Genomic DNA, 22,834 nt, shown 5'->3' with positions numbered 1-22,834 from the left:
GGAGACGGACCGCTCATGGGACTGTTGCAGGACAAGGTCGTCCTGGTCAACGGCGGCAGCCAGGGGATCGGCGCGGGCATCGTCCGCGCCGCCGCCCGCGAGGGGGCCACGGTGGCGTTCACCGGACGCCACCCCGACACCGGTGAGCAGCTGGCCGGGGAGCTCGCCGACCGGGGAGCCACGGCCTCCTTCCTCCGCGCCGACCTGGCCGATCCCGCGCAGGCACGCGGCAGCGTGGAACGGGTGGTGGCGGCCCACGGCAGGATCGACTGCCTGGTCAACTCCGCCGGGCTCACCTCGCGCGGGACGCTGCTGGACACCACGCCCGAGCTCTTCGACGCGCATGTCGCGATCAATCTGCGCGCCCCGTTCTTCGCCATGCAGGCCGCCGTCGCCGACATGGTGGCCAGGAAGGCCCCGGGCACCATCGTCAACATCATCTCCAACTGCGCACACGGCGGATATCCGTTCCTGGCGCCGTACGCCGCCGCGAAGGCCGGGCTCGCGGGCCTGACCCGCAACGCCGCACACGCCCACCGCTGGGACCGCGTCCGCGTCAACGGCATCAACCTGGGCTGGACCGACACCGAGGGCGAGGACGCCATCCAGCGCGCCTTCCACGGCGCGGGCGACGACTGGCGCGAGGAGGCGGCCCGCGCCCAGCCGATGGGCAAGCTCGCCCAGGTCGACGAGATCGCCGACTTCGTCGTCCTCCTCCTCTCCGACCGCAGCGGGGTCGTCACCGGCTCGGTCATCGACTGGGACCAGAACGTCCTCGGCGGACTCGGCTGACCCGCCGCGTCACCAGAAGCAACACCACCGTCCAGACAGAAAGGGACATGACTCCCATGCGTATCGGCATCATGGGCCTGGGCCGGATCGGCGCCTTCCACGCCGAGACCCTGTCCACGCTCGACGCGGTGGACTCCCTCGTGGTCACCGACCCGGTCGCAGCGGCCGCCGCCTCCGCCGCCGAGCGCTTCGGCGCCCACGCGGTCGACTCGCCGGAGGCCGTACTCGCCGCCGATGTGGACGGCGTCGTGATCGCCGCGGCCACCGACGCCCACCCCGAGCTCATCGTCGCCGCCGTACGGGCGGGCGTACCGGTCTTCTGCGAGAAGCCCGTGGCGCGCACGATCGAGGAGAGCCTCGATGTCCTCCGCGCGGTGGAGGGCAGTGGCGTGGAGGTCCAGATCGGCTACAACCGGCGATTCGACCCCGGTTACGTGGCCGCGCGGGCGGCGGTGGTCAGCGGTGAACTCGGGCCGCTGCACACCGTACGGTCCACCACCTTGGACCCCGAGCCGCCCCCGGCCGCCTATGTGGCCGTCTCCGGTGGCATCTTCCGCGACTGCGCCGTGCACGACTTCGACACCGTCCGCTGGATCACCGGCCACGAGGTCACCGAGGTCTACGCGACCGGCGCCAACCGCGGCGCCGAGTACATCGCGGCCGCCGGGGACGTGGACACCGCCTCCGCCCTCCTCACCCTGGACGACGGCACCCTCGCCGTGGTCTCCAACACCCGCCACAACCCCCGGGGTTACGACGCCCGCCTGGAGCTCCACGGCATGACGGACAGCGTGGCCGCGGGCCTGGAGGACAGGCTGCCGCTGCGCTCCGTGGAACCGGGCGCCACCTTCCCCGGCGGCACACCGCACCACTTCTTCATGGACCGCTTCGCCGCCGCCTACCGGTCCGAGCTCACCGTCTTCACCGAGGTCGCGGCGGGTCTGCGGCCCTCCCCCTGCACCGTCGCCGACGCCGTGGAGGCCGGCTGGATCGCCGAGGCCTGCACGCTTTCACTGCGCGAACACCGCCCCGTGACCATGGAAGAGGTACGCAAGGCATGACGACGGCCGAGCCGCTGCGCATCGGGATCCTGGGCGCCGCCCGGATCTCCGAGCTCTCCCTCGTCGGCCCCGCCCGTGCGGGCGGCCACCGCCTCGTCGCGGTGGCCGCCCGCTCCCGGGACCGGGCCGACGCCTTCGCCGCCGAGCACGGTGTCGAGCGCGTTCTGGACTCCTACGCCGATGTGATCGCCGACCCCGATGTGGAGGTCGTCTACAACCCGCTGGCCAACGGCCTGCACGGGCCGTGGAACCTCGCGGCGCTCGCCGCGGGCAAGCATGTGCTGACCGAGAAGCCCTCGGCGAGCAACGCCGAGGAGGCCGCCGAGATACGCGACGCGGCCGCCAAGGCGGGCACCGTCTTCATGGAGGGCTTCCACTACCTCTTCCACCCCGTCACCCGCCGCCTCCACGAACTGCTCGACTCCGGGGAACTCGGGGAGCTGCGGCATGTCGAGACGATGACGGCCATGCCCGCCCCGGCCGGGTCCGACCCCCGCTGGTCCCTGTCCCTGGCCGGGGGCGCCCTGATGGACCTGGGCTGCTACAGCCTGCACGCGGGGGCCACGCTCGCCCCCTGGGCCGGTGGTCCCCCGCGCCTGGTCACCGCCCGGGGCGGCGCCCGGCACGGCGCGCCGGAGGTGGACGAGTGGCTGGACGCGGACCTGGTCTTCCCCGGCGGCGCCACCGGATCCGCCCGCTGCCATATGGCACATGAGGAGTGGCGGATGAGCCTCAGGGTCATCGGCTCACACGGGGAAGCGACGGCCATGAACTTCGTCCAGCCTCATCTCGACGACCGGGTCGTGGTGCGCACACCCGCGGGCGAGCGGACCGAGGAGCTGGGCAAGCGGTCCTCGTACACCTACCAGCTGGACGCGTACGCCGCGCACCTGCGGCACGGCGCACCGCTTCCGCTGGACGCGGAGGACGCGCTGGCCACCATGTCCCTGATCGACGCGTGCTACCGCGCCGCCGGGTTCCCGCCCCGGCCGCGCACCGCGCTCCCGGTCCGGGGCTGATCCACGGGACAGTCCGCGCTACGGAGGCCGCCGCCCGCGGGCGGCGGCCTCCTGATGGGCTCAGCCCGCCCCGTCGGCCGCCGCGCCCGGCCCGGCCGCCCCGGGCGCGCCCGTGCGCAGCCCGTCCATGACCAGGTCCAGAAGCCGTCGGGCGCGTGCCTGTCCGTTCTCGCCGGGGCCGATCTGCCACAGGCCGGCGATGGCGAGCAGGAAGTCGTCGGTGGTGACGCCCGGGCGGATGGTGCCGACCTCCTCGTTGGCCCGCAGCAGGAGCGCCACGGCCTCGGTCATCTGGCCGTGCCCCGGTTTCTCCTGGCCGCCGGAGGCGCTGATGGCCTTGTGCAGCGCGTCGGCGAGACCGGCCTTGGCCATGGCGAACCGGGCCAGGTGCCCCATCCACTCCCGCAGGGCCTGATCCGGTGCGCGGGTACGCAGCAGCTCGGCCGCGGTGTCGGCCACCTGCCGCATCTCATGGCGGTAGATCTCCAGGACGAGCGCCTCGCGGCTGGGGAAGTTGCGGTACAGCGTGCCCTGCCCGACGCCCGCCTTCTTCGCGATGGTGCTCAGCGGGACGTCCGCCGAGCACGTCAGCTCCGCCAGCGCCACTTCCAGGATGCGCTCGCGGTTCGCAGCCGCGTCCGAGCGCAGACGCGCGTCCCTCTCTGCCCGCACTCGCCCTCCTCCGGACCCCGCCGTAGCGCCGACCTTGCTCACCGGACAGCTGTCCGCTAAGTTTCATGCACAGCGGACAGTTGTCCGCTTAGGTCCACCTTACCGGCTGAAACGGCCAGTGTGGATGGCCGAAACCGAACGCCGAACGGCATTGTCCCGCATCCCCCACCCCCGGGACCCCCTTCCCTGGACCCCGGGCCCCTCCATCGGACGACTTCAACGCGCACCACACCCGCGAAAGAAGGCTGATCATGGCCCAATCGACGTCCAGCGTCATCACGCTGACCATCAACGGCGAGAAACACACGCTGCCCGTCGACCACCGCACCACCCTGCTCGACGCCCTGCGGGAGCAGCTCGACCTCACCGGCACCAAGAAGGGTTGCGATCAGGGCCAGTGCGGTGCCTGCACGGTGCTGATCGACGGCCGCCGGGCCGTCTCCTGCCTCCAGCTCGCGGTGGCGGCCGAGGGCCGTGAGGTCACCACGATCGAGGGCGTGGCCGAGGGCGACGAGCTGCACCCGGTGCAGCAGGCCTTCCTCGACCTCGACGGCTACCAGTGCGGTTACTGCACCCCGGGGCAGATCTGTTCCGCCCTCGCCGTGCTCGAGGAGCACGCGGCGGGCTGGCCGAGCGCCGCCACCGCCGATGTCCGCCCCGAAGCGGGGCCCCCGCCCCTCAGCCCGGACGAGATCCGGGAGCGGATGAGCGGCAACCTCTGTCGCTGCGGCGCCTATGTGTCGATCGTGCGGGCGGTCGCGCGGGCGGCCGAGGCGCGCACGGCCGGGACCGAGGAGGCCCTCGCATGAAGGAGTTCGGCTACCAGCGGGTGCTCGAGGTCTCCGAGGCGGTCTCCGTGCTCGGCGCCGACCCCGACGCACGTTTCCTCGGCGGCGGCACCAACCTGGTCGATCTGATGAAGACCGGCGTCGAGCGGCCGGGACGCCTGGTCGACGTGCGCGAACTGCCCCTGGACCACATCGAGGTGACGCCGGACGGGGCCTTGCGCATCGGGGCCACCGTCACCAACAGCGATCTCGCCGCCCACCCCGAGGTGCGGCGCCGCTACCCGGCCCTCGCCGAGGCCGTCCTGGCCGGTGCGTCCGGGCAGCTGCGCAACATGGCCACCGTCGGTGGCAATCTCCTCCAGCGCACCCGCTGCGGCTACTTCACCGATGTGGCCGGGCCCTGCAACAAGCGCCTCCCCGGCAGCGGCTGCCCGGCCATCGAGGGTGAGCACCACAACCACGCGATCCTCGGCGCCTCCGGGCACTGCGTGGCCACCCACCCCTCGGACATGGGGGTCGCGCTCGCCGCCTTCGACGCCGTCGTACGGTACGAAACCGCCGACGGGCCGGGCGAGTTGCCGCTCGCGGACTTCTATCTGCCCGTGGGCGACACCCCGCACCTGGAGACCGCGCTGCCGTCCGGCGCGCTGATCACCGGCGTCACCCTGCCCCCGGCCCCGGTGGCCGCCCGCTCCCGCTACCGCAAGGTCCGCGAGCGCGCGTCCTACGCCTTCGCGATCGGCTCGATCGCCGCCGCCCTCGACGTCCGCGACGGGGTCGTGCGCGAAGTCCGCCTCGCCCTCGGGGCGGTCGCCTCCCGGCCGTGGCGGGCGCTGGCGGCCGAGCGTGCGCTGACCGGGGGCCCGGCGACCGCCGAGGCGTTCGCCGCCGCCGCGGACGCGGAGCTGGCCGCCGCCGAGACGCTGCCCCACAACGGATACAAGGTGCCGCTGATGCGCAACCTCGTCGTGGCCCTGCTGACCGAACTCACCGAGGAGGCCGCCCGATGACCACGACGACCGGAGCCACCACGACGACGGGCGCCTTCGGCACCGCGCGCACCCGCGTGGAGGGCCGGGAGAAGGTCACCGGAGCGGCCCGCTACGCGGGCGACATCCCCCTGCCCGACCTCGCCCACGGCTGGATGGTGCTGTCCACCGTGGCCCGCGGCCGTATCAGCGCGGTCGAGTCCGAGCCGGTGCTCGCCATGCCCGGTGTCCTCGCGGTCATCCACCACGAGAACGCCCCGCGGGTCAACCTGGACTACATGGGCATGATCGGGAAGCCCGATCCGATCCTCGGGGTCTTCCAGAGCGACCGTGTCCCCTTCATGGGCTGGCCGGTGGCGCTGGTCCTCGCCGAGCGGCCCGAGCAGGCCAGGGAGGCCGCCGAAGCACTGGTCGTCCGGTACGACCAGGAGCCGCACGACATCGGCTTCACCTCCGGACACCCGGATATGTACACCCCTCCGGATTCGCCCTTCGGGCCGGCGGTGGCGTCGAAGGGGGACGTCGAGGCCGAACTCGCCGCGTCCGCCTTCGTCGTGGACTCCGAATACACCACTCCGGAAGAGCACCACAACCCCATGGAGCCGCACGCGGCGACGGCCCACTGGGACGCCGGCCGCCTCGAGGTCTTCGACTCCAACCAGGGCAGCACGATGGTGGCCGCCGAACTCGCGCAGATCTTCTCGCTCGACGCGGAGTCGGTACGGGTGCGGTCCGAGCACGTCGGCGGCGGCTTCGGCTCCAAGACCACCCGCCCGCACCAGGTGGCCGCCGCCATGGCCGCCACCGTCCTCCAACGCCCGGTGCGCGTCGTCATGACCCGCCGCCAGATGTTCTCGACGATCGGCTACCGCAGCCCCACCGCGCAGCGGGTCAGGCTCGGCGCCGATGAGTCGGGGCGGCTGCGGGCGCTCGACCACCGGTCCGAGTGCGTCACCTCGACGGTCCACGAGTTCATCGAGCGGAGCGCCACGGTGGCCCGTGTGATGTACGACGCCGACGCGCACTACACCAGTGACCGGGTCGTACGGCTCGATGTGCCGAGCCCGACCTTCATGCGCGCGCCCGGTGAGGCGCCGGGCTCGTTCGCGCTGGAGTGCGCCATGGACGAGCTCGCCGAGAAGACCGGCATCGACCCGATCGAGCTGCGCGTCCGCAACGAGCCCGACCGGGGCCCGGTCTCGGGCCTGCCGTTCAGCAGCCGCAATCTGGTCGCCTGCTACGAGGAGGGCGCCCGCAGGTTCGGCTGGGCCGACCGGGACCCCCGTCCGGGGGTGCGCCGCGAGGGGCGCTGGCTGCTCGGGACCGGTATGGCGGCGGCCAGCTTCCACTCCGGCGCCGGGCCGTCCACGGCGGCCGTGACGGCGGAGGCCGACGGCACCTTCACCGTACGCATCAACGCGGCGGACATCGGCACCGGCGCCCGGACCGCCATCAACCTGATCGCCGCGGACGCGCTGGCGGTGGATCCGGAGCGGGTCCGGGTGGTCATGGCGGACAGCGACCTCGGCCCGGCGATGCTCGCCGGTGGTTCGATGGGCACGCGCTCCTGGGCGTGGGCGGTGGCGATCGCGGTGAGCGAACTGCGCGAGCGGCTGGCCCTGGGCGGCGACATCCCGCCCGAGGGGATCACCGCGCGGTCCGACACCACCGAGGCCATCGGCGCCCTGGCCAACAAGGAACGCCACTCCTTCGGCGCACAGTTCGCCGAGGTGGCCGTGGACGTCACCAGTGGAGAGGTCCGGGTGCGGCGGATGCTCGGCATCTTCGCGGCGGGCCGGATCGTCAACCCGCTGACCGCACGCAACCAGCTCGTCGGCGGCATGATCTGGGGCATTTCCATGGCCCTGCACGAGGAGGCGGTCAGGGACCGGGCCTCGGGCGGCCTGGTCTCCCCCGACCTGGCGGGCTATCACTTCGCCGCGAACGCCGATGTGCCGATCGTCGAGGCGGACTGGGTGGACGACCCGGACCCGGACGACCCGGTCGGCATCAAGGGCGTCGGTGAGGTCGGCATCGTGGGGGCCGCGGCGGCGATCTCCAACGCGGTGTGGCACGCCACCGGCGTACGCCACCGCAACCTGCCGATCCGCCCGGACCGGGTCCTGTCGGCGGGGACGAACGTGCCGGAGCCCGGCCACACGGGCTGACCCCTATCTCCGTCGAGTGCTCGGCGCCGGTCAGGTTTCCCACCTGGCCAGCGCCGAGTCCGTACGAGTCGGGGCGTTCCGATACCGCCGATCGGCTGGTGCTGTGCGGCGATCCAGTCATCTTCCCGCTCCGCCCGCTCCCCTCCGTGCCCCGGCGGGCAACACTCGCCCAAGCCGAGGAGAGCAGAGAGGGCCCCGATGAGCGACGACTTCGTGCTGGACGTGACCAGGATCCGTGACGACGCCCGCCGCAAGATGGCGGCTGGCCCGGTGACGGACACCTACGGACTGGACAAGGACCGGGTCATCGGCATCCTCAATGACGTCATCGCGACCGAGGTGGTGTGCTGGCTGCGTTACACCCGTCACGCCATCTCGGCCAGGGGGATCGACCGCGCCCAGGTGTCCGCGGAGTTCACCGAGCACGCGAAGGAGGAGATGCAGCACGCGCTGCGCGCCGCCGAACGCGTCTCTCAGCTCGGCGGCGACCCCGACTTCGACCCCGCCTCGCTGGCCCAGCGCTCCCACACCGACTACACCACCCCGGCCGACAACGACCTCAAGGCGATGCTGGAGCACAATCTGCTCGCCGAGCGCATCGTGATCGCCAGCTATCAGGAGATCATCCGCTGGCTGGGCGAACACGACCCGACCACCCGCCGGCTGATGGAGTCGATCCTGGAGCAAGAGGAGGAGCACGCCGACGATCTGGTGGATCTGATCGGCGTCTGACATCCGTGATGGGTCGGCCCATGACCACGCGGTGGCCCCGCTCGCTCTGCTGCCTCATCGTGACCGCCCTGTCCTCGGCCCTGTTCGCCGGGTGCGGGGAGGGCGACGACCACGGCCGGAGCTGTTCCGGCCGTACGGGCAAGGATCTCTCCAGCCGCACCGTGACCGGTGGCGACCTGTGGCAGAAGAAGCTGCGCTGCGTCAATCTCGAACGGTCCACCCTGACCGGACTGGTGTCCGAGGCCAATCTGCGGCGCGGCAATCTGTACGCGGCACGGCTGGCCGCCGTGTCGCTGGAGAACGTCGATCTGCGGGGCGCCGACCTCCGGCGGGCGGACCTCACCTCCGCCACCCTCTCGCGGGTCGATCTGCGCGGCGCCGATCTGAGCGGCGCCAGGCTCGGCAGGGGTCTGCTCACCGATGTCAGTTTCGAGGGCGCACGGCTGGACGGCGTATATCTGCGGGCGGCGTCCCTCACCCATGTCGGCCTCAACGGAGCGGATCTGAGCGGCGCCGATCTGGCCGGAGCCACGGTGTCCGACTCCGATCTCCGCGGCGCGCGGCTGCGGGATGCCGATATCTCGACGACGAGTTGGGAGAACGTCCTCTGCCCGGACGGCTCCCGGTCGAGCGCACGGGTCTCCTGCGCCGACCATCTGGACCGGGCGGCGAAAGGGGCCCCGGGTCAGCTTTCCCCGCCGTCGGCCGCCTTGCCGGTCTCCCCCTGAGGGGTCTTCTTCGCGGCGCGATGCGCCTGCTCGAGACCTTTCATATAGGCGTCCAGATAGTCGGCGTCCGACAGCCGGGCGCAGGGCGCGGGAACGGGATGGGAACGGACCGCTCCGCCCTTGTGGGCGGCGGCCCGGTCGGCGATGGCATCGACACAGGCCCGGGTGACCTCGGCCTTCTCGGCGGCGGCCGGGGTGCCGCTCGGGGTGGTCTTGTCGCGCGCGTCACCGCCGGTGGAACAGCCGGTCAGGAGCAGGGTGATGGCGAGGACTGCCGCGGCTTGGACGGTGCGGGTACCCATGAGTCTCCCAGGTGCGTGGATGGTGGGGTGCATCATCCGGCGCGGCGGCGGCGGAGTGGGAGGGCCATGTATGCGTCGTGATGAAACGGTGACCGAACGGACGTACGGATGAACCCCCGCCGGAATCCGGGCAAAGCGGCAGCCGGGCCACCCGTGACGGACCGGCACACCCGACCGGACCGGGCACGGGATGTCGGGTCCGCGAGGGTGCCGGCTTCCTAACGTGATCAGCGTCAAGGAAGGAGACCGAGGTGCTGGAGCGGCTGAACGAGGCCCTGGACCACATCGATTCGCGTCTGGACCAGCGGATCGAGGTGGCCGAGCTGGCGCGGATCGCGATGACGTCGGAGTACCACTTCCGGCGGATGTTCTCCGCGTTGGCGGGGATCTCGCTGTCGGAGTACGTCCGGCGCAGACGGCTCACCCTCGCGGGGGCCGAGGTGCTCGCCGGGGAGCGGACGCTCCTGGAGATCGCGGTGCGCTACGGCTACGGCTCGGGGGAGGCGTTCGCGCGGGCGTTCCGGGCCATGCACGGTGTGGGCCCGGGTGAGGCCCGGCGGGCGGGCGCCTCGCTGAGCTCCCAGCCGCGGATGTCCTTCCGCCTCATCGTCGAAGGGAGCGGCAGTATGCGATACCGGGTCGTGGAGAAGGAGCGGTTCCAGGTGGTCGGCAAGAAGGTCCGGGTGCCGCTCGTCCATGAGGGGGTGAATCCGGGGATCGCGGAGTTCATCCGGGGGATCGGCCAGGAGACGATACGGCGGATCGCCGCGCTGTCCGATCAGGAGCCGGAGGGGATCCTCGGGGTGAGCGACAACCTCGACCCGAGCCGGGCCGAGGGAACCGAACTCGACTACTACCACGGGGTGGTGACCGGGGCCGCCGCTCCGGAGGACCTGGACACGCTGGCCGTCCCGGCGGGGACATGGGCCGTCTTCGAGAACTCCGGGCCGTTCCCGAAGGCGCTCCAGTACCTGTGGCGGGACGTCTTCACTCAGTGGTTCCCGTCCAACCCGTACCAGAGCAGGCCGGGTCCGGAGATCCTGCGCACCCGGCTGTCACAGGACGGGACGCGGGCGGACGCGGAGCTGTGGATCCCCGTGGAGCGGACCGCGGTCTGACGCTCCGTACCTCCGGTCCGGCCGCCCGTGCCTTGCCCGGGCGGCCGGACCGGGCGCTTCTCATATGCGCTCCCGCGCGCCGCGGTCCCCCCGGACCAGGCCCGCGACGAGGGCGAGGAAGGGGATGACGCCGAGGACGACGCTCGCGCCCACACCGACGCCGGTGACGAGGGTGAAGTTGGAGAAGACCAGCCACAGCGCGGTCAGCAGTCCGGCCACGGCCAGCACCGGCGCGATCCGGGTCTGCCAGGCCCTGCCCGAGGCGAGCCGGGCGTCGCGCGCGAAGAAGGCGACCACGGCGATGGACGTGATGAGCATGAGCAGGATCATGCCGACCGTCGCCACCCCCGCCATGGAACCGAAGACGCCCACCAGCGGATCCAGTCCGGCGACCGCGCAGCAGACCACCAGGACCAGCGCGGTGACGGTCTGGACGACCGAGGAGACGGACGGCGAGTGATGGCGCGGATGGACGACGCCCAGCCGTGCGGGGAGGAGGTCCTTACGGGCGAGGGTGAAGGTGTAGCGGGCGATGACGTTGTGGAAGGAGAGCACACAGGCGAAGAGGCTGCTGAGCAGCAGCACCTGCATGACGTCCCGCAGCGCGGTGCCGACGTAGGCCTGGGCGGTGTCCATGAGCATGTTGCCCTGCCCGTCCAGGGTCTTCTGGGCCACGGCCGGGGCGTCATCGGTGCCCGCCGCGAGGACCAGCGCCCAGCAGGACAGCGTGTAGAACCCACCGATGATCAGGACGGCGAGATAGGTGGCCCGGGGGATGGTCCGCTCCGGGTCGCGGGCCTCGTCCCGGAAGACGGCGGTGGCCTCGAAGCCGATGAATCCGGTGATGGCGAAGAGCACGGCCACGCCCAGCGGTCCGGAGAACGCGGCATGCGGGGTGAACGACTCGGCGTTGACACCGTGGGCGCCGCCCCGGGCGAAGATCCCGGCGTCCAGGACGAGCACCACCGCGATCTCCAGGACGAGCGCCACCCCGAGGACCTTGGAGCTGAGGTCGATATGGCGGTAGCCGAGGAGGGCCACGATGCCGAGCGCCGCGAGCGCCCACACCCACCAGGGCAGGGACGGTCCGCCGAAGGTGTGGAGGACATCGTTCACGGCCCATCCCAGATAGCCGTAGACGCCGACCTGGATCGCCGTGTACGCGACGAGCGCCACGGCGGCCGTGCCCACTCCGACCCGGGCCCCCAGGCCACGGGTGGCGTACGCGTAGAAGGCCCCGGCCTGCGGAACGTGGGGCGTCATGGTGACGAAGCCGACCGCGAACACCAGCAGGACCAGCGAGGCGAGGGCGAATCCGACGGGGGCTCCGGCGCCGGGGCCGCCGGCGATGGCGAGCGGGACGTTGCCGCCGACCACCGTGAGGGGCGCGGCGGCGGCGATCACCATGAAGACGATGGCACCGGTGCCGAGCCGCCCCGAGAGATTCGTCCCGGTCGGTTGCGCGGTGGGTTCGTGCACTTCGGGGTCGGTCAGCATGACGGGTCCTTGGTGGCGCGGGCGGACGGGGTGAAGAGGTCTGGCCGGAGGTCGGCCAGATACGGATTGGCCTTGCGCGCTTCCCGGACCGTGTGCGGTTCCACGGTGGCGAAGAGCAGCCGGTTGCCGTGTTCGACGCTGTCCAGCACGGTCGCCGACGGGCTCACGATGGAGCTGCGGCCGACGTAGCGCAGTGAACCCTCGTCGCCGTCATGGTTGACGTAGGCGATGTAGATCTGGTTTTCCCAGGCGCGCACCCTCAGCAGGTGCTCGGCGATGAACTCGTACGGTTGCATCTGGGCGGTCGGGACCGCGACGAGGTCCGCGCCGGCGAGGGCGGCGGCCCGTACGTTCTCGGGGAACTCCACGTCGTAGCAGATCAGCATCGCGATCCGGAGGCCCGCGTACGTGATGACGGGAGCGGTCCGGTCGCCCGGTGTGAAGTACCTGCGGTCGAGTTCGCCGAAGAGGTGGGTCTTGCGGTGGCGGCCGAGGATCGCTCCGGCCGGGTCGATGAAGAAGGCGCTGTTGTAGTAGGCGCCGTCGGCGTGCTCGGGGGCTCCGAGGACGAGCGCGATGCCGTGGGTGGCGGCGATCTCCTGGGCCGGGGAGAGCAGATCGGTGCGGGCCAGGTCCCGGACGGCGTCGCCGATGTCGTAGCCGGTGATGAACAGCTCGGTGGTGATCAGGAGTTCGGCGCCCTCGGCACGGGCCCGGCGGCATGCCGCGTCCAGTTCGCGGAGGTTGGCGTCGACGTCGCCGGGCGTTCCCGCCGTCTGGAGTCCGGAGATCTTCATCAGTGCCTTCGACAGTGGGTGTCCAGGGGGTGAATGTGAGCCATGAAAACATGCTCACTTTGATCAGGTAAACCCCCGGAGGTCACGGTTCCGCAAAGCGGCGGTCCCCGTCCGAGGACCATGGAGAGGCCGCGGGGCGGGATGCCTAGGCTGAGGGAATGGCGACCCAGGAACCGTCCGGCGCACCGAGCGCCCTGACCAGCAGCGCCCTCGCCGCGATCCGCCGCACCAGCGCGGTCGACACCGTACGGGCCCGGATCTCGCTGGCGGTGGACCTGGGCCTGCTGGCGCCCGGCGAACGGCTGCCCAATGTCCAGGCCACGGCGGCGGCGCTCGGGGTCGGCGAGATCACCGTCCGCCGGGCCCTCAGCACCCTGGAGCGCGAGGGCGTCGTCCAGCGGCGCCCGGGGCGTACGGGCGGCACCTTCATCGCGGAACGGCCGCGCCGCCGCACCGTGGCGCAGGTCGCCGCGTACCGGGAGGACAGCGAGCGGGTGCACCGGCTGATCGACGAGCGCATCGTGCTGGAGGCCGGGTTCGCGCATCTGGCCGCCGAGCGGCTCGGCCGGCCGGGGCTCGACCGGCTCGACGAGTGCGTCCGGGAGATGGACGCGGCCGAGAGCTGGGCCGAGTTCCACGCCAGCGACAAGCGGTTCCACCTGGCACTCGCCGAGGGCGCCGGGCTGCCCTCCGCGCTGGGGATGTACGAGCGGATCACCGGTGAGCTGTACGCGTACTTCCTGCCGTATCCGCTGGACTACCTCCGCGGCAGCAACGAGCAGCACAAGGCCATCCGGGCCGCGCTCGCCGAGCGGGACGCCGCCTCGGCGGCCGCCCTCCTCCGGGACCATGTGGCGGAGCTGCACCATTCGATGTACGTGGGCCTCGCGGACACCGCCGAGCGGGGCGAGGACGGCTGACCCGAGGCCATCCGCGTCCGTGGCCGACTCCGTCCGCGGCTGAATCTGTGGCCGACTCTGTGGCTGAACCTGTGGCTGAATCTGTGGCTGACTCCACAGATCGCATGGTGAGACCGGGGTCCAATTCTTGAAACCCGGACCATATCCTGGAGTGCATGTCCGCACCCGCCCGTCTGCTCTGTCTCGCGCTGTTCGCGAGCTCGGCGTGGTGCGTCGACGACGGCCTCTGTCGCCGCTGAGCCGGAACCAGCCGGATTCCCCCACCGCGCGCCGCCGCCTCGGCGCCACGCCGTCCGGCCGGGCCCTCCCGCCCGGCGTCACCCCTCTCCTCCCTCCCCGGAGTCCGCACGTGACCACCGCCCCGCCCGCCGATGCGGCGAAGACCGCCGCACTGCTGTCCCCCTCCCCCACCTCCGGGCCGCGGCCGGAGGCGCCCGCCGCGCCGCCGGTGCGGCCGGTGCCGCTCGCCGTGTCCGGGCTGCTCGCCGCGGCCCTGACCGCGTACGTATGGTCCGCCCACGGGGCCAAGCCCGGCGTCCTGCTGCTGCTCGGCCTCGCCCTGGGTGTCGCCCTCTTCCACTCCCGCTTCGGCTTCACCTCCGCCTGGCGGCAGCTGGTGGCCGTCCGCAACGGCACCGGGCTGCGCGCCCACGCCCTGCTGCTGGGCACCACGGCCACGCTGTTCGCCCTGCTCATCGGCACGAAGACCGGACTGTTCGGGTCCGTGCCGGCGCCCTCGGGCGGACCGCTGGGGCTCGGGCTGCTGATCGGCTCGTTCCTCTTCGCGGTCGGCATGCAGCTCGGTGGCGCCTGCGCCTCCGGCACCCTCTTCGCGGTCGGCTCGGGGCAGACGTCGATCGTGCTCACGCTCGGCGGCTTCATCGGCGGCGCCACCCTGGCCGCCTGGCAGTTCGACCTGTGGAAGGACCTGCCCTCGCTGGAGCCGGTCGTCATGGCGGACCACATCGGCTGGTTCGGCTCCTGGGCGGTGACGATCCTCGTGCTCGCCGCCATCGTCCTGGTCAGCCGTGGCATCCAGGCCCGTCGCAACCCGCCGCCGATCGGTCCGGTGCCCTCCGCGCGCGGTGCCGCCGCCCGTGTGCTGCGCGGCTCCTGGCCGCTGGCGGTCGGCGCGCTGGCGCTGGCCGTGCTGGGCGCCGGTGTGCTGCTCGTCTCCGGTGGCGCGTGGGGCGTCACCAGCGCCTTCAGCCTGTGGGGCGCGGAGCTGGTACGCGCGCTCGGCGGCCACCCGGAGAGCTGGAGCTGGTGGCAGCAGCCCGGGAACAAGGAGATGCTCGCGGGGCCCGTGCTCGCCGACAAGACCAGCCTCACCGACATCGGCATCATGATCGGCGCGGCGGTCGCCGCGGCGCTCGGCGGCACCTGGACCCTGCACCGCGGTGTGCCGTGGCGTACGGCGACCGCGGCGGTGCTCGGCGGGGTACTGATGGGCATCGGCGCCCGGCTGGCGGGCGGCTGCAACATCGGCGCCTATCTCGCGGGCATCGCCTCCGGCAGCCTGCACGGCTGGGTCTGGGGCGCCTTCGCCCTCCTCGGCACCTGGGCCGGGCTGAAGCTGCGGCCGCTCTTCGGACTCGGGAACCCGAAGCCGGGCGACGGCGTCTGCTGACGGCGGCGGCCGGTGGGCGCGGGTCTCGGGTCGCGGGAGCCATGGGCCGTGAGCGGTTCATGTTCGATGATCGTTCATGCTCACGCCATGTAGATGATCCATCGTCAGGGCGGTGCGCCGGTCCGCCGACCGGCCCCGCAGCCGACGAAGGGTGCTCACGATGGTCCCGTCCCATGCCGCTCCCCCGCGCCGTACCCGCCGGGCCCTCCCCGCCGCCGCGCTAGCGCTCGTGGCCGGTGCCGGTACGCTGTCCGCGCTCCCGGGCTCCGCGCTGGCCGGGAGCACGGGCTACGGCACGCCGACCATCGAGCTCGCCAGCTCGTACCTGTCCGGCGCCGTCGGCGCCACGGGCGACCCGACGGTGACCGTGAAGGTCGGCCAGAGCTGCGCCGGCGCGGGCGCGCTCACCGTGTCCGCCACCGCCACCACCCACGGTTCGGTCGCCCGGGCCGGGGACGTCACGGTGACGGGTACCGGCGCCACCCGCGAGGTGGCCGTGCGGGCGCGCGGCAAGGGCTACGCCGACCTCACCCTCGAGGTGACCGGCCTCGGCGGCAAGAGTGCCACCACCACCCTGCACTACGCGGCCTCCGGCGCCGTGCGGAACGCCGCCGACACCCGCTACCTGACCGGCTCCAGCGACTCCTCCGCCGCCGTGGACGTCGGCGGCGGCTATATGGTCGTCGCCGACGACGAGTCCAACGTCCTCCGCCTGTACCGGCGCGACGCGTCCGGCGCGCCGGTGCGCACCTGGGACGTCGGCTCCGACCTGGACGTCGACAAGGAGATCGACATCGAGGGCACGGCCCGCGTCGGCGACACCATCTACTGGACCGGCTCACTGGGCAACAACAAGGACGGTGAGCCGAAGGAGGACCGCTTCACCCTCTTCACCACCACCGTCTCCGGTTCGGGCGCCGACACCGACCTCGAGGTCGGCGGCTCGTACCACGGCCTGCGCGACGACCTGGTGGACTGGGACAAGGCCAACGGCGACCGGCTCGGCTTCGCCAAGGGCACCGCGGACGGCCAGGTGCCCAAGCAGATCGACGGCTTCAACGTCGAGGGCCTGGAGTTCGCGCCCGGCTCGGGATCCACCGCGTACATCGGCTTCCGGGCGCCGCTGGTGCCGCCCGCCGACGGCGGCAAGGCGCTGCTGGTCCCGGTCACCAACGCCGACGAACTGGCCCGGTCCGTGGGCGACAAGGACACCCACGCCACCTTCGGCGACCCGATCACCCTCGACCTCGGGGGCCTGAGCGTCCGCGACATCCGCCGCAATGACAAGGGCCAGTACCTGATCGTGGCCGGTTCCTGGGCGGCCGAGGACAACAGCGCCCCGTACGCGCTCTACTCCTGGGACGGCGTCGCCGGACACCAGCCGGTCAAGCGGCTGGACCTGCCGACGGCCGACCCGGGCGGCTGGGAGATCGTGGTGGACGTGCCCGACCTCGCGGCGCCCGGCGCCCGCGCCCAGGTCATCACCGACGGGGGCTCGGCCGACCTGTACGGGGACGGCACCGAGGCCAAGGACCTGGAGCACGAGGAGTGGCGGAAGTCCCGGTCGGTCACCTTCCCCCTGAACCCCTGAACCCCTGAATCCCCGAACCCCTGAATCCCCGAACAGGGTTCTCCTGACGGCTGGTCAGCAGCCGATACGGGAGGTGCCGACGGCCACGTCGTCGTACCAGAGGGTGTCGTCGCCCTCGCCGTAGCTCTCCCAGCCCAGCCGCAGATCGGCCGGGGCGGGCCGCCACCCGCCCCGGTTCAGCCACTGCTGGTCGACGTCCTGGGTCGGGGTGCCGTCGACCACCAGGCCGGTGACGAGTCCTCCGTTCACCCAGGTGTCCAGGCGGCCCGCGGTGCGGTCGAGGCGGAACTCCAGGCAGGTCCAGGTGTTGACGGGCAGGGGGGTGCTGAGCGCGATGCCCGCCGGGCTCTGGGCGGGGAGCGTGGCGTCATCCGACTCGCGGTTCCACTGGAGCGCCTTGTTCTGGCCGCCCATGCGCAGGTCCTTGCCGTTGTCGTTGGCGTCGCGCAGGGCGGCGAAGGTGACGTGCTGGGCGGGCAGTGCGGTGGTGTGGCGGACCCAGAAGCGGGCGTAGAGGTCGCCGCCGGACGGCAGGCCGGACAGCGAGGTGCCGGCGAAGGCGTGGTTGCAGTACCCCGCCTTGCCGGTGATCCGCACCGACTTGGTGCCGCCGTGCGCCATCGTGGTGTCCACGGTGGCGGTACCGGTGCCCGAGCAGTTGGCCACGGCCGTGGTCCAGCGGCCCGCGGGGGTGGTTCCGGTCTGGGACTCGAAGTCCTCGCAGAAGCCGTTGGCGGCGCAGGCCGCCGGTCGCGCCGAGGCCCGTGGCGCGGCCGGGGCGGTCAGCGCCACCGCCACGGCCACCGCGGCGACGGCCAGGACGCGCTGTGGTGTGGGGGTCATGGGAGATCCTTCGGCTGGTCGGGAGGATCGGGAGCGCCTGTGAGTTTGGGAGCGCTCCCACGCATCCCTCGCACTGTAGCCCGTACATGACAAGCCCGGAAGAGCGGACGTCCGCGCGACCGGCGCACGGGCCGCTTCACCCCGTCGGTCACCCAAAGGTTCCTCGGTCACCGAAAAGTGCGTTCTTCCATGTCAACTGCCGCTCTCTTACGGTTTCCGAGTAACCACAAGAGAGCGCGGGCTCTTGGATTCCGTGGCAGCGAGCGAGCCCGTGGGCTCCCATGACGAGAGGGCAGGCAGTATGGCCATCACCCTGGTAAACCCCAGCGGATTGCCGGAGGTCGACGCGTACCGGCAGGTGTCGATCGCGACCGGGTCAAGGCTGATCCACATCGCCGGGCAGGTGGCCTGGGACGCCGATGGGGTCACGGTCGGCGAAGGCGATCTCGCCGCTCAGGTCGAGCGGTGCTACCTCAACATCGCCACCGCCCTGGCCGGGGTCGGGGGCTCCTTCGACGATGTGGCGAAGCTGACCGTCTACGTCGTCGACTGGACCCCCGACAAGATGCCCCAGTTCCTGGAGGGGGCCGCTCGGGCGGCCGCGAAGCTGGGGACCACCCCGGTCCCGCCGGGGACGCTGCTGGGCGTCGCGGCGCTGGACGTACCCGAGCATCTGGTCGAGATCGAGGCCACCGCGGTCCTGGACTGAGCGTGGCCGCGCGGTGGCCCCACCTCCTGTGAGGCCACCGCGCGGCTCGGGTGAGCGCTCCGCCCGGTCAGGCGTCGAAGCGGCGGCGGGATTCCTCGATATGACCGAGGTACGTATGCGTCCAGCCGCACATTCCATCGACCGTCGCCCGCAGGGCCCGACCCGCTTCGGTGAGGGTGTACTCGACCCGTGGCGGCACGGTCACTCCCCTACAGTTCCCGAGTCACCACAAGAGAGCACGGATGCGGGGAGCCGACTCGGGTCAGGTGAGCCGGTCGTTCAGGAACGTCAGCAGTACATCGGCCACCTCGTCCGGCACCTCCTCGGCGAGGTCGTGTCCGGCCTCGAAGACATGGCCGGTGACATCGTGGGCGAGCAGCCGCATCTGGGCCTCGTTCCGGTCGCCGATGAACGCGTCGCCACCGAGCGCCAGCACCGGGATGTCCAGCTTCGTCCGCGCCGCCTCCCGGTTCTGCCCGGCGTCGACGAGCATCGCCCGATAGATCGCCAGCATCGAGCGGATACCGCCGGGCATGGAGTAGCAGCGCACATATTCCTCGATCGCGTCCGCGGTGGCGGTGTCGGGGTAGCTGCGCTCCTCCTTCAGCATGTACGTGATGAGCTCGCGCTCATGCCCGGCGATCAGCATCTCGGGTACGTCCGGCTGGAAGTAGAAGCCCAGATGCCACAGGAACATCCCGCCTGAGACATTCTCGTGGGTCAGGGCGGTGTGGTCCTCGAAGCCGAATCCGGGCAGCAGCGCCTCGGCGAACACCAACGCCTCGACGTGCTCGCGGTGCCGGGCGGCGAGCTGATAGCCGACCACCGCCCCCCAGTCCTCGCCCATGACGGTGTAGGCGTCGTGCCCGAGGTGGGCCATCAGCGCGGCGATGTCATCGCTCATCGTGGCGCAGTCGAAGCCGTCCGCGGGGCGGGCGGAGTCGCCCAGGCCACGGAGGTCCGGTACGACGACGGTGTGCCGTGCCGTCAGCTTCGGGACCAGGTGGCGCCAGTGATAGCCGGTCTTGGGCACGCCGTGCAGCAGTACCACCACCGGGCCGGAGCCGGCCGTTCGGTAATGCAGCTTCGTCCCGTTGACGGCGGCGCGGCCGGTGCGGAGCGGTGCTCCACGATGGTCGGAAATCATTGCTTCTCCATGATCGATCTCAGGGGTTCGGGGTTCTCTATGAGTTTCGAGACTGAGTAGTCTCGAATAAACGCAGGCATGAGCCACCGGCGACCACAGGTGTCTTCCGGGCTCACGCGGCCGTGGCTCGCCGCCGTCAGTCGGTGACGGCGGCCGCCGGTGGGGTCAGCATCGCCATGACGGCGTCAACGGAGGCGGTGATGCGGTCACGCTGGTCCGCGCCCGCGCACGACAGCACCTTCAGACCGCTGTTGAGCGAGGCCAGCATGGTGGCCGCGGACCTGGGATCCACGCCGGGGGCCAGCTCGCCCTCCGCCCGCGCCCTCAGCAGCGCGCCGTAGAGCGCGGTCTCGAGGCGGCTTCGGTTGCCCTCGAGGCGCCGTGCGATCTCGGGGTCCGAATCGCCGTGCTCCACCGTGGCGTTGACCGCGAAGCAGCCCTGGGGCGTGTCCGGTTTCGGGGCCGCCGCGCTGGTCTCCAGGAGATCCCGGACGGCGTCCAGGGCCGATGTTCGCGACGCCAGGATGTCGGCCGGGCTGGGCCCCGCGCCGCCGGAGAGGAAGCGGTCGAGCGCGGCCAGATACAGTCCGCGCTTGGAACCGAAGGTCCCGTACAGACTCGCCCGGGCGATGCCCAGCTCGTCCACCAGGTCGCTGGTGGACGTCCCCTCGTAGCCCTTGCGCCAGAACAGCCGCATCGCGGCGTCCAGCGCGACCTCCGGATCGAATTCCTTCCTCCGTGCCATAACGGCACGCTAACCCTTTTGAGATCGATCAGTCAATTACGCGGAGGGCGCTGCCCGGGGGCAGCGCCTCCATCACCGCCTCGCCCGGCGGGCACTCCTCTGCCGGACCCGCGGGCGCATCGCCTTGCGGGCGTCGATGGCCACGACTTCGAAGTTGTCCACGGTGCGGTTCACCCGGCCGAAGAGATTGTCCGGACCCGCGATGCAGACCTTGGTGATCCCGTGCTCCCGCATCGTGTCCACCATGTCCGGCCAGCGGATCGGGCGGTTGAAGGTGTCGAGCAGCATGGTGCGCACACCGTCCGCGCCGGTCAGCAGCTCGCCGTTCTGGTCGGCGACGACCGGCAGCTTGGGGTCGGCCACCTCGAAGGTGCCGAGGACCTCCTCCTCCGCCTTGCGGCGCAGGGCGCCGAACGCCGGGGCGTGCACGGGCGGCCACATGGTGTACATGTTGTATCCGCCGAGCTCGCCGATCCGCTTCTTGAACCGGTCGAGCACCGGCTCGCGCAGGGACACCAGGTAGAAGCCCTGGTCGATGTAGCCGGAGACGTCGTGCCACTCCCCCTCGGCGTCCAGTTCGGCCAGCGCCTCCTTCAGCCGCTCCTCGGGGGTGTGGATCACGCAGTGGGTGACCGCCTCCCGGTGCTCCTGCCGGAAGTACTCCTCCTCGCAGCGCGCCAGCTCGGCGGTGAGCCGCACGGTCTCCTCGAACGGCAGGGACCCCGCGTAGGTCACCGCGGCCCGCTGGCCGAAGCTCGGTCCCGCGCACAGCTCGGGCCGCTCTCCCAGCGTCTCCTCCGCCCAGTCTGCGAGGGAGAGACACACCGTCAGGAAGGCGATCTGGGTGTGCGCGGCGTACTGCGCCTCCTCAGCGGCGTCCGACTGGCGGTACCGGTCGAACACGGAGTACCCCACCACCTCGTCGGCGATCGCGAGCCGGCGCCGGGCATGGGGGTTGGTCAGCAGGAACTCGCCCACGTCGGTGAAGCGGAAGGGCCCCATCCCGGGGAAGACCATCGCCGTACGGCCGGGCTGCGACTCCGTCGACTGCGGCTCGGTGGTCTGCTGCTCCGTCATGCCTTCGCTCCCGGCACCAGGTCGAGGGCCAGCTGCTCGAGCTGTTTTTTGTCGGGCTTGCCGTTGCGGTTCAGGGGGAATCGCTCCAGGACGTGAATGCGGTTGGGGTACTCGAAGTCGGGCAGCAGGGAGGTGATCGGCTCCCGCCAGTACCGCGGCTCGCGCTGCTGCTCGTCCTCGACGAAGAAGAGGAGCTGGCAGCCGCGCTGCTCGTCGGGGACGGGGACGACCTTGACCAGGCAGCCGCCCGCGGCCAGCTTGTGCTCGATGATCTCGGGGTAGAGCGTGTGGCCGTTGCGGTGCACCGCGGCCTTCCGGCCGAGGACGAAGAGGTTGTCCCCGCCGTCCAGATAGCCGAAGTCGCCGGTGGGGTACCAGTCGGTCTTGGTGGGGTCGACGGGGGCGACCGTGCCGTCCTCCGCCAGATAGCCCTCCATCAGGTCGGGCGAGTGGACCTGGATCTCCCCGACCTCGCCGGAGCTGAGCACGGCGCCCTCGTCATCGACGATCCGCAGCTTCAGGCCCTCGACGGCCCGCCCGCAGGCGACCACGTTGTCCTCGGTCGCGAAGGCCACGTTCCCGGCCTCGGTGCTGCCGTAGCTGTCCAGCAGGGGCAGTCCGAACCGCTTGACGTAGTCCGCGACCAGGCCGGGGTCCAGCGGGGCCGCCCCGCTGCAAAACATCCGGACGCCGGACAGCTCGTCCGCCAGGGCGGGCTTGCGGCCGATCATGTTGAGCATGCTGCGGTAGCTGGCCGGGGTGGCGTCGACCACCGTGGCCCCGCAGGTGCCCGCCATGGTCATCGCCCGGTCCAGCCGCCGGTAGGGCGCGATGACCAGCGAGCACTTGACCAGCCAGGCGATGAGCACCATGGACAGCCCGTACTGGTGGGAGAAGGGCAGCAGCGGCAGCAGGACGTCATCGGGGCGGTGGCCCACCTGCTGGGCGTTGCGCTCCAGGTTCTTCAGGAACTTCGCCCCGGTCTTGACGACGCCCTTGGGCTCCCCGGTGGATCCGGAGGACCACATGATCAGGCCGTCGGGCAGCTCGCGCCAGGTGTCGAGGGACAGCCGCCGCTCGGCGGGGGTCTGCTCCATGGACGCCACGAGCAGCTCGTAGATGGTGACCCGGGCCGGGCCGCTCTCGGGCATCGGGGTGTCGTCGTCGACCACGCAGATCTTGACCCCGGCCCGGTCGCAGATGCGCTGGGTGGCCTCCGCCCGCTCCTGGTGGTCGACCATGACGATCGACGCGCCGGTGTGCATCAGGGCGAGGAGGGCCCCGACATAGCCGGCGGAGTTGCCCGCCTTCAGCATGACCCGGGTGCCGTCGCTGACGCCGCGCTCGCGGAGCGCTTCGGCGATGGCCAGGGCCCTCTGTTCGAACTCGGGAAGCGAATGCACCGCTTCCGTCGCAAAGACCTTTGCGGTCATCGGGTTTCACTGAGCCTTTCTTCTTCTTGAAGTCTCTTGGGGTGAGAAACACCCGCGCCGCCGGGGCCCTTCGAGA

At 71.6% G+C, this 22,834-nt stretch carries 22 protein-coding genes and 1 pseudogene; 13 read left to right on the top strand and 10 right to left on the bottom strand.

Translation table 11 applies throughout. From position 1 onward, the window contains the following. Positions 1 to 15: 15 nt before the first annotated feature. The 3 genes from ACJX2R_RS45810 to ACJX2R_RS45800 are packed head-to-tail and all read left to right on the top strand — an operon-like array spanning position 16 to position 2,872. Positions 16 to 792, top strand: a complete 777-nt coding sequence (locus ACJX2R_RS45810; RefSeq protein WP_413104926.1) for an SDR family oxidoreductase — start codon at positions 16 to 18, stop codon at positions 790 to 792. A 56-nt stretch (positions 793 to 848) separates the two neighbouring features. Further along, on the top strand, positions 849 to 1,853 hold the full coding sequence (locus tag ACJX2R_RS45805) for a Gfo/Idh/MocA family oxidoreductase (protein WP_413106120.1): 1,005 nt from the start codon (positions 849 to 851) through the stop codon (positions 1,851 to 1,853). Continuing rightward, entirely contained in the window at positions 1,850 to 2,872 is a 1,023-nt protein-coding gene (locus tag ACJX2R_RS45800; RefSeq protein ID WP_413104925.1) for a Gfo/Idh/MocA family protein, read from the top strand. The genes ACJX2R_RS45805 and ACJX2R_RS45800 overlap by 4 nt, the downstream gene beginning before the upstream one ends. Positions 2,873 to 2,932: 60 nt before the next feature. Here the strand turns inward: ACJX2R_RS45800 and ACJX2R_RS45795 are convergent, their stop codons facing one another. Continuing rightward, positions 2,933 to 3,544: a TetR/AcrR family transcriptional regulator gene (locus ACJX2R_RS45795; protein ID WP_413104924.1), complete on the bottom strand. Its 612-nt coding sequence runs from the start codon at positions 3,542 to 3,544 to the stop codon at positions 2,933 to 2,935. Between the two features lie 251 nt (positions 3,545 to 3,795). On the opposite strand from ACJX2R_RS45795, the gene ACJX2R_RS45790 reads away from it, so the two are divergent. The 5 genes from ACJX2R_RS45790 (at position 3,796) to ACJX2R_RS45770 (ending at position 8,949) form a co-directional block, all read left to right on the top strand. After that, on the top strand, positions 3,796 to 4,353 hold the full coding sequence (locus tag ACJX2R_RS45790) for a 2Fe-2S iron-sulfur cluster-binding protein (protein ID WP_413104923.1): 558 nt from the start codon (positions 3,796 to 3,798) through the stop codon (positions 4,351 to 4,353). After that, positions 4,350 to 5,342, top strand: coding sequence for an FAD binding domain-containing protein (locus tag ACJX2R_RS45785; protein WP_413104922.1), 993 nt, complete (start codon positions 4,350 to 4,352; stop codon positions 5,340 to 5,342). Before ACJX2R_RS45790 ends, ACJX2R_RS45785 begins: the two co-directional genes overlap by 4 nt. After that, positions 5,339 to 7,489, top strand: a complete 2,151-nt coding sequence (locus ACJX2R_RS45780; RefSeq protein WP_413104921.1) for a xanthine dehydrogenase family protein molybdopterin-binding subunit — start codon at positions 5,339 to 5,341, stop codon at positions 7,487 to 7,489. Before ACJX2R_RS45785 ends, ACJX2R_RS45780 begins: the two co-directional genes overlap by 4 nt. 198 nt (positions 7,490 to 7,687) lie before the next feature. After that, the gene (locus ACJX2R_RS45775; RefSeq protein WP_413104920.1) at positions 7,688 to 8,221 is read left to right on the top strand and encodes a ferritin-like domain-containing protein; all 534 of its coding nucleotides are present in this window, start codon (positions 7,688 to 7,690) and stop codon (positions 8,219 to 8,221) included. A gap of 20 nt (positions 8,222 to 8,241) precedes the next feature. Further along, the gene (locus ACJX2R_RS45770) at positions 8,242 to 8,949 is read left to right on the top strand and encodes a pentapeptide repeat-containing protein (protein ID WP_413104919.1); all 708 of its coding nucleotides are present in this window, start codon (positions 8,242 to 8,244) and stop codon (positions 8,947 to 8,949) included. Here ACJX2R_RS45770 and ACJX2R_RS45765 read toward each other — a convergent pair. Then, entirely contained in the window at positions 8,907 to 9,251 is a 345-nt protein-coding gene (locus ACJX2R_RS45765) for a hypothetical protein (protein WP_413104918.1), read from the bottom strand. The genes ACJX2R_RS45770 and ACJX2R_RS45765 overlap by 43 nt on opposite strands. A gap of 251 nt (positions 9,252 to 9,502) precedes the next feature. Between ACJX2R_RS45765 and ACJX2R_RS45760 the strand changes: the two genes are divergently transcribed. Continuing rightward, positions 9,503 to 10,369: an AraC family transcriptional regulator gene (locus ACJX2R_RS45760; protein ID WP_413104917.1), complete on the top strand. Its 867-nt coding sequence runs from the start codon at positions 9,503 to 9,505 to the stop codon at positions 10,367 to 10,369. Between the two features lie 60 nt (positions 10,370 to 10,429). Here the strand turns inward: ACJX2R_RS45760 and ACJX2R_RS45755 are convergent, their stop codons facing one another. Both ACJX2R_RS45755 and ACJX2R_RS45750 read right to left on the bottom strand, forming a co-directional pair. Beyond that, entirely contained in the window at positions 10,430 to 11,866 is a 1,437-nt protein-coding gene (locus tag ACJX2R_RS45755) for an APC family permease (protein WP_413104916.1), read from the bottom strand. Continuing rightward, positions 11,860 to 12,663, bottom strand: coding sequence for a carbon-nitrogen hydrolase family protein (locus ACJX2R_RS45750; RefSeq protein ID WP_413104915.1), 804 nt, complete (start codon positions 12,661 to 12,663; stop codon positions 11,860 to 11,862). Before ACJX2R_RS45750 ends, ACJX2R_RS45755 begins: the two co-directional genes overlap by 7 nt. A 158-nt stretch (positions 12,664 to 12,821) precedes the next feature. On the opposite strand from ACJX2R_RS45750, the gene ACJX2R_RS45745 reads away from it, so the two are divergent. From ACJX2R_RS45745 to ACJX2R_RS45735, 3 genes are all read left to right on the top strand, one after another. Beyond that, entirely contained in the window at positions 12,822 to 13,583 is a 762-nt protein-coding gene (locus ACJX2R_RS45745; RefSeq protein WP_413104914.1) for a FadR/GntR family transcriptional regulator, read from the top strand. A 349-nt stretch (positions 13,584 to 13,932) separates the two neighbouring features. Next, on the top strand, positions 13,933 to 15,213 hold the full coding sequence (locus ACJX2R_RS45740) for a YeeE/YedE family protein (RefSeq protein ID WP_413104913.1): 1,281 nt from the start codon (positions 13,933 to 13,935) through the stop codon (positions 15,211 to 15,213). A 160-nt stretch (positions 15,214 to 15,373) separates the two neighbouring features. After that, positions 15,374 to 16,804 carry a DUF3616 domain-containing protein gene (locus ACJX2R_RS45735; protein ID WP_413104912.1) on the top strand — a complete coding sequence of 477 codons (1,431 nt, stop codon included), beginning with the start codon at positions 15,374 to 15,376 and terminating at the stop codon, positions 16,802 to 16,804. A 54-nt stretch (positions 16,805 to 16,858) separates the two neighbouring features. Here ACJX2R_RS45735 and ACJX2R_RS45730 read toward each other — a convergent pair whose 3' ends face one another. Continuing rightward, complete coding sequence (locus ACJX2R_RS45730; RefSeq protein WP_413104911.1) at positions 16,859 to 17,647, bottom strand: hydrolase; 789 nt, start codon at positions 17,645 to 17,647, stop codon at positions 16,859 to 16,861. A 301-nt stretch (positions 17,648 to 17,948) separates the two neighbouring features. Between ACJX2R_RS45730 and ACJX2R_RS45725 the strand changes: the two genes are divergently transcribed. Then, positions 17,949 to 18,356 (top strand): RidA family protein, encoded by a 408-nt coding sequence (locus tag ACJX2R_RS45725; protein WP_413104910.1) that lies wholly within the window; start codon positions 17,949 to 17,951, stop codon positions 18,354 to 18,356. Between the two features lie 67 nt (positions 18,357 to 18,423). Here the strand turns inward: ACJX2R_RS45725 and ACJX2R_RS45720 are convergent. The 5 genes and pseudogenes from ACJX2R_RS45720 to ACJX2R_RS45700 form a co-directional block, all read right to left on the bottom strand. Beyond that, positions 18,424 to 18,558: pseudogene (locus tag ACJX2R_RS45720) on the bottom strand (winged helix-turn-helix transcriptional regulator); the annotation flags it as partial. 60 nt (positions 18,559 to 18,618) lie between these two features. Next, the gene (locus tag ACJX2R_RS45715) at positions 18,619 to 19,503 is read right to left on the bottom strand and encodes an alpha/beta fold hydrolase (protein WP_413104909.1); all 885 of its coding nucleotides are present in this window, start codon (positions 19,501 to 19,503) and stop codon (positions 18,619 to 18,621) included. A 136-nt stretch (positions 19,504 to 19,639) separates the two neighbouring features. After that, positions 19,640 to 20,248, bottom strand: coding sequence for a TetR/AcrR family transcriptional regulator (locus ACJX2R_RS45710; RefSeq protein ID WP_413104908.1), 609 nt, complete (start codon positions 20,246 to 20,248; stop codon positions 19,640 to 19,642). A 72-nt stretch (positions 20,249 to 20,320) separates the two neighbouring features. Beyond that, positions 20,321 to 21,325 (bottom strand): ACP S-malonyltransferase, encoded by a 1,005-nt coding sequence (locus ACJX2R_RS45705; protein ID WP_413104907.1) that lies wholly within the window; start codon positions 21,323 to 21,325, stop codon positions 20,321 to 20,323. Next, on the bottom strand, positions 21,322 to 22,758 hold the full coding sequence (locus ACJX2R_RS45700; RefSeq protein ID WP_413104906.1) for a class I adenylate-forming enzyme family protein: 1,437 nt from the start codon (positions 22,756 to 22,758) through the stop codon (positions 21,322 to 21,324). The genes ACJX2R_RS45705 and ACJX2R_RS45700 overlap by 4 nt, the downstream gene beginning before the upstream one ends. Positions 22,759 to 22,834 lie beyond the last annotated feature (76 nt).

Source organism: Streptomyces sp. Inha503 (assembly GCF_047215865.1).
Taxonomy (GTDB): Bacteria; Actinomycetota; Actinomycetes; order Streptomycetales; family Streptomycetaceae; genus Streptomyces; species Streptomyces lycopersici.
The sequence above is the reverse complement of the archived record's forward strand: the minus strand, read 5'-3'. Positions and strand labels throughout refer to the sequence as shown.

Coding starts and splice junctions, on each gene's coding strand:
- ACJX2R_RS45755 (WP_413104916.1), bottom strand. CDS start 11,866: ATGCTGACCGACCCCGAAGTGCACGAACCCACCGCGCAACCGACCGGG.
- ACJX2R_RS45730 (WP_413104911.1), bottom strand. CDS start 17,647: ATGACCCCCACACCACAGCGCGTCCTGGCCGTCGCCGCGGTGGCCGTG.
- ACJX2R_RS45735 (WP_413104912.1), top strand. CDS start 15,374: ATGGTCCCGTCCCATGCCGCTCCCCCGCGCCGTACCCGCCGGGCCCTC.
- ACJX2R_RS45805 (WP_413106120.1), top strand. CDS start 849: ATGCGTATCGGCATCATGGGCCTGGGCCGGATCGGCGCCTTCCACGCC.
- ACJX2R_RS45800 (WP_413104925.1), top strand. CDS start 1,850: ATGACGACGGCCGAGCCGCTGCGCATCGGGATCCTGGGCGCCGCCCGG.
- ACJX2R_RS45810 (WP_413104926.1), top strand. CDS start 16: ATGGGACTGTTGCAGGACAAGGTCGTCCTGGTCAACGGCGGCAGCCAG.
- ACJX2R_RS45765 (WP_413104918.1), bottom strand. CDS start 9,251: ATGGGTACCCGCACCGTCCAAGCCGCGGCAGTCCTCGCCATCACCCTG.
- ACJX2R_RS45710 (WP_413104908.1), bottom strand. CDS start 20,248: ATGGCACGGAGGAAGGAATTCGATCCGGAGGTCGCGCTGGACGCCGCG.
- ACJX2R_RS45770 (WP_413104919.1), top strand. CDS start 8,242: ATGACCACGCGGTGGCCCCGCTCGCTCTGCTGCCTCATCGTGACCGCC.
- ACJX2R_RS45775 (WP_413104920.1), top strand. CDS start 7,688: ATGAGCGACGACTTCGTGCTGGACGTGACCAGGATCCGTGACGACGCC.
- ACJX2R_RS45705 (WP_413104907.1), bottom strand. CDS start 21,325: ATGACGGAGCAGCAGACCACCGAGCCGCAGTCGACGGAGTCGCAGCCC.
- ACJX2R_RS45750 (WP_413104915.1), bottom strand. CDS start 12,663: ATGAAGATCTCCGGACTCCAGACGGCGGGAACGCCCGGCGACGTCGAC.
- ACJX2R_RS45785 (WP_413104922.1), top strand. CDS start 4,350: ATGAAGGAGTTCGGCTACCAGCGGGTGCTCGAGGTCTCCGAGGCGGTC.
- ACJX2R_RS45745 (WP_413104914.1), top strand. CDS start 12,822: ATGGCGACCCAGGAACCGTCCGGCGCACCGAGCGCCCTGACCAGCAGC.
- ACJX2R_RS45715 (WP_413104909.1), bottom strand. CDS start 19,503: ATGATTTCCGACCATCGTGGAGCACCGCTCCGCACCGGCCGCGCCGCC.
- ACJX2R_RS45780 (WP_413104921.1), top strand. CDS start 5,339: ATGACCACGACGACCGGAGCCACCACGACGACGGGCGCCTTCGGCACC.
- ACJX2R_RS45790 (WP_413104923.1), top strand. CDS start 3,796: ATGGCCCAATCGACGTCCAGCGTCATCACGCTGACCATCAACGGCGAG.
- ACJX2R_RS45725 (WP_413104910.1), top strand. CDS start 17,949: ATGGCCATCACCCTGGTAAACCCCAGCGGATTGCCGGAGGTCGACGCG.
- ACJX2R_RS45700 (WP_413104906.1), bottom strand. CDS start 22,758: ATGACCGCAAAGGTCTTTGCGACGGAAGCGGTGCATTCGCTTCCCGAG.